The 8171-nt window shown below is 59.2% G+C and carries 12 protein-coding genes; 6 read left to right on the forward strand and 6 right to left on the reverse strand.

Annotated features, from left to right (window positions below; all coding sequences use genetic code 11):
• On the forward strand, positions 1-416 hold a 416-nt coding region (locus QZ326_RS09665), incomplete at its 5' end, for a DUF554 domain-containing protein (protein WP_295744556.1).
• 146 nt (positions 417-562) lie between these two features.
• Here QZ326_RS09665 and QZ326_RS09670 read toward each other — a convergent pair.
• On the reverse strand, positions 563-754 hold the full coding sequence (locus tag QZ326_RS09670) for a DUF951 domain-containing protein (RefSeq protein WP_295744558.1): 192 nt from the start codon (positions 752-754) through the stop codon (positions 563-565).
• 89 nt (positions 755-843) lie between these two features.
• Between QZ326_RS09670 and QZ326_RS09675 the strand changes: the two genes are divergently transcribed.
• A complete protein-coding gene (locus tag QZ326_RS09675) occupies positions 844-1779 on the forward strand; it encodes a S1 RNA-binding domain-containing protein (RefSeq protein ID WP_295744560.1) in 936 nt (311 codons plus the stop codon).
• On the opposite strand, the gene QZ326_RS09680 is transcribed toward QZ326_RS09675, so the two are convergent.
• Both QZ326_RS09680 and QZ326_RS09685 read right to left on the reverse strand, forming a co-directional pair.
• Positions 1760-3028 (reverse strand): replication-associated recombination protein A, encoded by a 1269-nt coding sequence (locus QZ326_RS09680; RefSeq protein ID WP_295744562.1) that lies wholly within the window; start codon positions 3026-3028, stop codon positions 1760-1762. The genes QZ326_RS09675 and QZ326_RS09680 overlap by 20 nt on opposite strands.
• Positions 3029-3046: 18 nt before the next feature.
• Positions 3047-3271, reverse strand: coding sequence for a hypothetical protein (locus tag QZ326_RS09685; RefSeq protein WP_295744564.1), 225 nt, complete (start codon positions 3269-3271; stop codon positions 3047-3049).
• A gap of 322 nt (positions 3272-3593) precedes the next feature.
• On the opposite strand from QZ326_RS09685, the gene nth reads away from it, so the two are divergent.
• From nth to QZ326_RS09705, 4 genes are all read left to right on the forward strand, one after another.
• A complete protein-coding gene (gene nth, locus QZ326_RS09690; protein WP_295744566.1) occupies positions 3594-4232 on the forward strand; it encodes an endonuclease III in 639 nt (212 codons plus the stop codon).
• A 92-nt stretch (positions 4233-4324) separates the two neighbouring features.
• A complete protein-coding gene (locus QZ326_RS09695; RefSeq protein ID WP_295744568.1) occupies positions 4325-4582 on the forward strand; it encodes a hypothetical protein in 258 nt (85 codons plus the stop codon).
• 21 nt (positions 4583-4603) lie between these two features.
• Complete coding sequence (locus QZ326_RS09700) at positions 4604-5011, forward strand: hypothetical protein (RefSeq protein ID WP_295744570.1); 408 nt, start codon at positions 4604-4606, stop codon at positions 5009-5011.
• Between the two features lie 3 nt (positions 5012-5014).
• Complete coding sequence (locus QZ326_RS09705) at positions 5015-5398, forward strand: hypothetical protein (RefSeq protein ID WP_295744572.1); 384 nt, start codon at positions 5015-5017, stop codon at positions 5396-5398.
• 113 nt (positions 5399-5511) lie between these two features.
• On the opposite strand, the gene QZ326_RS09710 is transcribed toward QZ326_RS09705, so the two are convergent.
• The 3 genes from QZ326_RS09710 to QZ326_RS09720 form a co-directional block, all read right to left on the reverse strand.
• On the reverse strand, positions 5512-6252 hold the full coding sequence (locus QZ326_RS09710) for a hypothetical protein (protein ID WP_295744574.1): 741 nt from the start codon (positions 6250-6252) through the stop codon (positions 5512-5514).
• A 23-nt stretch (positions 6253-6275) separates the two neighbouring features.
• A complete protein-coding gene (wecB, locus tag QZ326_RS09715; protein ID WP_295744576.1) occupies positions 6276-7421 on the reverse strand; it encodes a non-hydrolyzing UDP-N-acetylglucosamine 2-epimerase in 1146 nt (381 codons plus the stop codon).
• 3 nt (positions 7422-7424) lie between these two features.
• The coding region (locus tag QZ326_RS09720; RefSeq protein ID WP_295744579.1) for an MraY family glycosyltransferase at positions 7425-8171 on the reverse strand (747 nt) is incomplete at its 5' end.

Here is an 8171-nt window from a genome sequence, read left to right on the forward strand (position 1 = left end):
TTTCCCAGGGTGAGGGCGGCGCCTCTGTGTCGGAGGGCTTTGTCACCGCCAGTCTCCTTTTCTGTGTGGGAGCCATGGCCATCGTGGGAGCGCTGGAGAACGGTCTCACAGGGAATTATGAGACTCTTCAGGCCAAATCTCTGCTGGACGGCATCAGCTCCATCGTCTTCGCCTCCTCCCTGGGAATCGGCGTGGCCTTTTCCGCCGTGGCGCTGTTTCTCTATCAGGGCGTCATCTCCCTGCTGGCCTCTGTTCTGTCCCCTTTCCTGGGAGACGCCGTCATCGCCGAGATGACCTGCGTGGGATCTCTGCTCATTGTAGCCCTGTCCCTGAATATGCTGGGTTTGACAAAGATCAAGGTAATGAACCTGGTGCCCGCCATCTTCTTTCCTATCCTGCTTTTTACATTTATGTAAACTAAATGAGATATGAAAAAGAGCCGCTCGTGCGGCTCTTTTTTTGAATGTACCTCAGCGCACAAACGGCATCAGTGCCGAGGCCACCAGCGCCAGCAGCAGTACCGCCACCAGCGCCAGCGCCATCACACGCTTCATCTTCCCTCTCATGCCCTCTCCCCTTCCGTCAGGATTTTTCGGATACTCTTTTCCGCCTTGGACCGGGGTACCATCAACTCATGGCCGCAGCCCAGGCATTTCAGCTTGATATCCATCCCCACCCGCAGGATCTCCCACTGGGTACTCCCGCAGGGATGGGGCTTTTTCAGCTCCACTTTGTCGTGCAGACGCAAGTCCATACGGTTCCTCCTGTCATTACTTTCGCATATACTGTCTCATATACTCATATAAAAACGCCGCGCCTGGCGGCAGATAGGATGCGATCAATATGCCGGAAAATAAGCTGTTCCTCCCGGAGGGCCTTTGTCCTCCTGTCCGCCTCACCCTCGACCACCTGCGGGGTGCCATGGAGAGCGGCGCCCTGTTAGAGGCCCCCGTCCAGCGGTGCGACACCGGACATACCCTACATATCGATCTCGACGGCATCGCAGGCCGGATCTCCCGGACAGAGGCCATCGCCCCCTGGATCAACGGAGCCGGCAGAGATATCGCCGTTTTATCCCGGGTCGGCAAGCCGGTCTGCTTCAAAGTCCAGTGCCTCCAGGCCGACGACAAGGGCGCGCCGGTGGCTGTCCTCAGCCGTAGGGCCGCCCAGGAAACCGCCATGGACTTCTTTCTTGAAAATCTGGAGCCAGGAATGATACTCACCTGCCGGGTAACCCGGCTGGAGCCCTACGGCGCCTTTTTGGACATCGGCTGCGGCATCATCGCAATTCTGCCCATTGAGCTGATGTCTGTCTCCCGCATCAACCACCCCAGTGCACGACTGCGGGAGGGGCAGAAGATTCTGGCGGCAGTTCGGTCCTTTGACCGGGAACACCGCAGAATCACCATGACCATGCGGGAGCTGCTGGGCACCTGGCTGGAAAACGCCAGCCGTTTTGCCCCAGGGGAGACAGTGCGGGGTGTCGTCCGCGGCGTGAAGGAGTACGGCAGCTTCATTGAACTGACCCCCAATCTCTCCGGTCTGGCCGACAGCCGGGAGGACCTGTCCCCCGGAGACGGGGTGTCGGTCTTCATCAAGAGCATCCGGCCGGAGCGGATGAAAATCAAGCTCCAAGTCATTGAAAAGGTACCGCCCTTGGAGAAACCGGAGCCTCTGCGGTATCAGATCACCGATGGGCAGATCGGGCGATGGACCTATTCTCCGCCGGGTTACGAAAAAACGCCGGTGGAAACGGTATTCACAGCTCCCGCCCCTTAAGCTTCTCCCAGTACGCCTTGGCGGTTTGCTCCGTCTTGTTGTCCCCAAACTCGTAGTAGCGGACGCCCTTTAAGGCATCGGGCAGGTACTGCTGATCCACCCAGTGGCCGGAGAAATTGTGGGGATACAGGTAGTGCTGCTGATTATCGAAGCCGGTAGTGTCAGCGTGGACGTTCTGGAGCTGCCGGGGCACGTCTCCGGTGCGGCCCGCCTTCACGTCTGCCCTGGCCCTGCCGATTCCCTCAATCACGCTGTTGGACTTGGGCGCCGTGGCCAGCAGGACGGCGGCCTGGGCCAGGGGCAGCTGGGCCTCGGGAAGTCCCAGCTGCATGGCCGTATCTACACAGGCCTTGACAATGGCAATAGCCTGGGGATACGCCATACCCACATCCTCACTGGCGGAGCACAGCAGACGGCGGCAGGGCGTCACCAGGTCCCCGGCCTCCAGAAAACGGGCCAGATAGTGGAGGGCGGCGTCCGGGTCGCTGCCCCGCAGGGATTTCATCAGCGCGGAGGCAATGTCGTACATGGCGTCGCCTCCCTTGTCATAGCGCATGGCGCTGCGCTGAGAGACCTGGGCCGCATCGTCCAGGGTCAGACAGAGCTCACCGCTCTTTGGCACCGCCGCCTGACAGAGAAGCTCCACGGCGTTGACGGCCTTGCGCACATCGCCGCCGCAGGCAGTGGCAACATGGAGGGGGACCCCCTCCTCCCAGGTCAGGGGCAGGGGGCTCCGCCCTCTTTCGATCTCCAGCGCCCGCAGGACAGCGGGCTCCGCCTCTGCCGGAGAGACGGACTTGAATTCAAACACCGTGCTGCGGCTGAGCAATGCGCTATACACATAGAAATAGGGGTTCTCTGTGGTGGAGGCAATCAGGGTCAGCTTGCCGTTTTCCATGAACTCCAGCAGACTTTGCTGCTGCTTTTTATTAAAGTACTGAATCTCATCCAGGTACAGCAGCACACCGCCGGGGGCCAGCAGGGTCCCCACGTCGCCGATGATGTCCTTGATATCCTGCAAGGAGGCTGTGGTGGCGTTGAGGCGGTACAGGGTCTTCTGTGTCCGCTCTGCGATGATATTGGCAATGGTGGTCTTTCCGGTGCCGGAGGGGCCGTAAAAGACCATATTGGCATCGGTTCCGCTCTCGATCAGGCGGCGTAGCACCGCGCCGGGGGCCAGAATGTGGCGCTGTCCCACCACCTGGTCCAGTGTCTGGGGGCGGATCTCGTCCGCCAGGGGACGCTGCATAGGACCCCCTCCCTCCTTCTAATGTTTTTGATACGCTTCTAAAAAGCAGAGCAGCAGACCGATACACATGACTGCCGTTGAAATCATAAATGGCAGCAATGTATCCGCGCCAAGGAACGAACCCATCAATCCGCCAATTCCGTTGTAGATACACGGATTCATAAGGGTATAAAAGAAGCAAAAGGCCGAATATATCAGCCCTACAACGGTCAGCAGAACCCCGCAAACCATCTTTTTGTTCATAAATATCCTCCTCGATATTCTGAGATAAAAGAATTATACCATAATCTACCGAGAGATTCCACCCTTTTTCACTAGAGACTGTTTTAAAACCTGCAAAATGCTGGATTGAGGCAGATTTTTACGCCTGGCAAAGGCGATTTGACGCAGGAATCCTGACGGATTTTAACTCAAATCAACGCAGTCCTGACGAGAAGGAATGCCCTGAGGCGGCGTTCTGACGGTCTTAAAACAGACTACAGAAATACTACCCGGAGAAAAAATTCAAAAATCCCCTCGCCAGCTGTCGGATTTTGTGGTATCCTGTCACCAAGAGGTGAAAAACATGAAATCCAAAGCCGCGATCAAACGCATCATTGAAACGCTGAAAGGCATCTATCCGGACGCCCTTTGTTCCCTGCAATACGAAAAAGATTACGAGCTGCTCTTCGCTGTGCGGCTCTCCGCCCAGTGCACCGATGCCCGGGTAAATCAAGTAACACCGGCGCTGTACGCCCGTTTCCCCACCCTGGAGAGCTTCGCAGAGGCGGACCCGGCGGAAGTGGGCGAGTACATCCACTCCTGCGGGTTCTTCAACGGCAAGGCCCGGGACATCGTTGGCTGCGCCCAGCGGCTGATCAATGACTTCGGCGGCAAAGTCCCCGGCACTATGGAGGAACTGGTCAGCCTCCCTGGTGTGGGCCGCAAAACCGCCAACCTCATCCTGGGGGATATCTTCGGCCAGGAGGGCTACGTCTGCGACACGCACTGCATCCGCATTACCGGACGGCTGGGAATCACCGACGGCTCCAAGGACCCCCTCCAGGTGGAAAAGCAGCTGCGGCTGGTCATTCCGCCCGAGGAGTCCAATAACTTTTGCCACCGGATGGTACTCTTTGGCCGGGATACCTGCACCGCCAGGTCTCCCCACTGCGAGGGCTGCCCGCTGGCAAAGGACTGTGACACGGCAAAATCTCCCAGATAAGTCCTCTTAAAACGTGCCTGTGGAAATCCACAGGCACGTTTTCGCGCCCGCTCTCATATACTGGATAAAAACCACCATTTGGAGGATGCGCTATGGATGACAAAACCACCCGGCTGGTAGAACAGCTGAAACGCAACCCCGCCATGCTGCGGGCATTGATGCAGTCCCAGGACGGGCAGACCCTGATGCAGATGCTGACTCAGGGAGATCAGGGCGCCGCCCTGCAGCGGGCGGTCCAGTCCGCCGCCAGAGGACGGCCTGAGGAAATGGTCAAAATGGTCAACCAGGTCATGCAGAGCCCCGGCGGGGCCGACCTGGTGGAGCGAATCAACAAGGCAGTTCAGAAATAAAAGGGTAAAGGGGTTGAGGATATGGCGGAATTTGACGACAAGCTGAACAGTATTCTGTCCAATCCGGATGCCATGTCCCAAATCATGCAGCTGGCGCAGTCCCTCTCCGGGCCCGGGCCGGGACAGGAGCCGCCGCCTGCTCCCCCGCCTTCACCGCCGCAGCCATCATCACCGCCCCCACCACCGGGCGGCGGAGATCTCTTCTCCTCTCTCTCCTCCTTGGCCGGGGGAATGGACCCCAAGCTGCTCACCCGGCTCCTGCCCCTGATCCAGGAGCTGGGCGGCCAGCGGGACAGCAACGCCCGAGCGCTGCTCTACGCCCTGCGGCCCTATCTGAAGGAGGAGAAACAGAACAAGGTGGAGCGCGCGCTCCAGCTGGCCCGGCTGTTCCACCTGGGAAAGAAGTTTCTGTCCGGATGGGAGGGGTAAGGGATGTATAACCGCTATATCCGCAACGACAACGGCACCTATACCCGGATGCCGGAGGAGGAATCCCACACCCCACCCCTCCATCCGGGGCCTCCGCCGTCTGACAGCTCCCCGCCTCCGCCCCATCCGGGGCCTCCGCCGTCTGACAGCCCCCCGCCCCCGCCTCCGCCGAGGCAGGACCGGCCTCAGCAGTCAGGCCCGGGAAGGCCTCCGCCGCCCCCGGGACCCGACGGTCTGACAGGTTTCCTCCGCCATATTCTGGATCAGCTGCACCTGAACAATGTGGACACCGGGGACCTGCTGCTGCTGGGCCTCCTGTTCTTCCTCTCCCGGGAGGAAGCGGATGAGGAACTGCTTGTGGCACTGGGGCTGCTTCTGATCTTATAGCTGGAAATCTTGAAAAGCATTGGAGAAGTCCACCGGAGGTCTGAAAACAACCGGTTGATTTGATTTCACCGGCGATATAAAGCCAGTCGGAGCCCAAAGGCTCCGACTGGCTTTTATTCCTCTTCCAAAAGTACCGTGCCGTCCGGCAGAGTGAAGTCCGCCGCGGTGGGAAGGTCCTGGTCAAGCGCCAGAGCCGCCATACGGTAGACCGGCTCTCCGTCCAGCAGCCGCTCCGAGACTGTCAACAGCCCGGTATCCACACTGACCCAGTACCGCAGAACATACCCAGCCGGGTCCGCCGCCGTCTCCACATAGATGCAATTGACGCCGGAGATGGTCCGGTAGTCCGCCGAAACGATGGCCTCAACCGGCAGTTCCAAAATCTCTTCATACGTGGGAATCATCTGCTCGTCATCGGCAGAGATCCCCCCTGCCGGGGCAGTATAGACCTCCGTCTCGCTGTCATACCAGATGTAGGTGGTCTCTCCGTCAGTGAGGGCATGTCGCACCCGGCCGCTGGCCAAAGTCCGGTCTGTCCGGGTCCAGCCACCGCTGACTGCCGCAGCTATCTCATAGGTGCCGCTGCCGCCTGTCCAAAGCTGCTCTACCGTCACCGTCCGGCGGTATTCCTGGGGCCGGGAGAGGGTCGCAATGGCTGTCTGAACCGTCTCCGGCATCACCTCCACTACCGTCAGCGCATCTCCGGACACAGCAGTCTGTCCCGGCGTCTGCTCACTGGAAGGCAGGGTAATACGGGAGGAACGCTGCAGCGTACCGCTGAGCATCACCACGACAACCAGAACAGTAACAGCTAGAAAGGCCACCGTAACCTGGCTCCGCCACCGCTTGTCCATACCTTCCCTCCTCGCATCTGCCCTCAGGCCTGATAATCCTCCGGGCGCTCCTTTCGCAGTCCGCAGCGCCACTCAATGGCATCGGCAATCCGGCGGCAGGCATGGCCGTCGCCATAGGGGTTAACAGCGTGGGCCATCCGCTCATAAGCCGCCCTGTCACAGATCAGACGCTCCGCCATAGTGACGATATCGTCCTGCACCACACCGCATAATTTCACGGTCCCGGCGGCCACGGCCTCCGGCCGCTCCGTCTCCCGGCGCATTACCAGGACAGGTTTACCCAGAGCAGGAGCCTCCTCCTGGAGCCCACCGGAATCTGTCAGCACCAGATAGCACCGGGCCATCAGATTGTGCATCTCATCGGCAGGCAGGGGATCAATCAGGTGGACCCGGGGCGCGCCCCGGAGGTACTTATCCACCGACTCCCGGACCACCGGACTCAGGTGAACGGGATACACCAGCTCCACATCCGGGCGCTGCTCTGCAATCTGCCGCAGGGCCAGCATAATGTTCCTCATCGGCTCGCCGTAGTTCTCCCGCCGGTGACAGGTGACAAGGACCACCTTCTTCTCATAGGGAAGCGTGTTCAGCTCTTCAGTAGAAAACCGGTAGTCCTCTTTTACTGTGGTTTTCAACGCGTCGATCACCGTGTTGCCAGTGATGAAGAGATTTTCCGTATGCCCCTCCCGGACCAGATTCTCCCGGTTGCCGGCAGTGGGGCAAAAGTACATATCCGCAATGCCGGAGACCAGCAGTCGGTTCATCTCCTCCGGAAAGGGCGAATACTTGTCATACGTCCGCAGTCCTGCCTCTACATGGCCCACAGGGATCTGGTGGTAAAAGGCGGACAGGGCTCCGGCAAAGGTAGTGGAGGTATCTCCATGGACCAGCACCACGTCCGGTCTCAGCGCCTCCAGAGCCTCGTCCATACCGGTGAGGCACTTGCTGGTGATGGTAGACAATGTCTGTCGGGGCGTCATAATGTCCAGATCCCAGTCCGGCTTCAGGTCAAAGACATCCAGCACGCTGTCCAGCATCTGCCGGTGCTGGGCCGTGACACAGCAGAGGCTCTCAATTTGGGGACGGGACGCCAGCTCCTTCACCAGAGGACACATCTTGATGGCCTCCGGCCGGGTGCCGAACACACTCATAATACGCAGCTTGTCCATTTTTTAAGAATCCTCGTCTTTCTTCTCTTCCTCGTGATGTCCGTGGTCCTTCAGCTCTCCCAGCTCCTCCCGGATCTCCTCGCGAAGCTCCTTGGGAAACACCACCCGGGCGGCCACCGCCCCCACAATGCACAAAGCGGCAAACAGCAGCATGGCCTTTTGCTCTCCTCCGGTAGTCAGCACCACGGCGGAGAGGCCCAGAATAGCGGAAATCACATACAGTGTCGCCACCGCCTGCTTCTGGCTCAGGCCCATGTCAATGAGCCGGTGGTGAATATGGCCCCGGTCTGCGTGCATAGGGCTCTGCCCATGGGCAATCCGGCGGATGAAGGCAAAGGCTGTGTCAAAGATGGGAAGCCCTAAGATCAAAAAGGGCACCGCAAAAGAAATTACAGCATAAAACTTGAACAAACCCTGGATGGACATGGTGGCCAGAATATAGCCCAGAAAGGTTGCTCCGGTGTCCCCCATGAACATCTTGGCAGGGTTCAGGTTATAGGGCATAAAGCCCACACAGGCTCCCACCAGGGCCGCCATGACAATGGCCACCTGGATCTCTGAGGCCATCAGAGCAATCACCAGTACCGTAGTGGCAGAGATGGCGGACACGCCGTCCGCCAGGCCATCCAGACCGTCGATGAGGTTTACGGCATTGGTAATGGCCACGATCCAAAGCACGGTGAAAGGTATGGACAGCCACCCAAGAACCCAGTAAAGGTTGTCAGAGAAAATGTTGGGGTTGGAGAAGGC

The sequence above is a fragment of the uncultured Oscillibacter sp. genome, from assembly GCF_910587525.1.
Classification (GTDB): domain Bacteria; phylum Bacillota; class Clostridia; order Oscillospirales; family Oscillospiraceae; genus Oscillibacter.

What these genes read in the sequence shown, in the direction of transcription:
- QZ326_RS09670 (WP_295744558.1), bottom strand. Translation starts at nt 754, where the DNA reads ATGGACTTGCGTCTGCACGACAAAGTGGAGCTGAAAAAGCCCCATCCC.
- QZ326_RS09675 (WP_295744560.1), top strand. Translation starts at nt 844, where the DNA reads ATGCCGGAAAATAAGCTGTTCCTCCCGGAGGGCCTTTGTCCTCCTGTC.
- QZ326_RS09680 (WP_295744562.1), bottom strand. Translation starts at nt 3,028, where the DNA reads ATGCAGCGTCCCCTGGCGGACGAGATCCGCCCCCAGACACTGGACCAG.
- QZ326_RS09685 (WP_295744564.1), bottom strand. Translation starts at nt 3,271, where the DNA reads ATGAACAAAAAGATGGTTTGCGGGGTTCTGCTGACCGTTGTAGGGCTG.
- nth (WP_295744566.1), top strand. Translation starts at nt 3,594, where the DNA reads ATGAAATCCAAAGCCGCGATCAAACGCATCATTGAAACGCTGAAAGGC.
- QZ326_RS09695 (WP_295744568.1), top strand. Translation starts at nt 4,325, where the DNA reads ATGGATGACAAAACCACCCGGCTGGTAGAACAGCTGAAACGCAACCCC.
- QZ326_RS09700 (WP_295744570.1), top strand. Translation starts at nt 4,604, where the DNA reads ATGGCGGAATTTGACGACAAGCTGAACAGTATTCTGTCCAATCCGGAT.
- QZ326_RS09705 (WP_295744572.1), top strand. Translation starts at nt 5,015, where the DNA reads ATGTATAACCGCTATATCCGCAACGACAACGGCACCTATACCCGGATG.
- QZ326_RS09710 (WP_295744574.1), bottom strand. Translation starts at nt 6,252, where the DNA reads ATGGACAAGCGGTGGCGGAGCCAGGTTACGGTGGCCTTTCTAGCTGTT.
- wecB (WP_295744576.1), bottom strand. Translation starts at nt 7,421, where the DNA reads ATGGACAAGCTGCGTATTATGAGTGTGTTCGGCACCCGGCCGGAGGCC.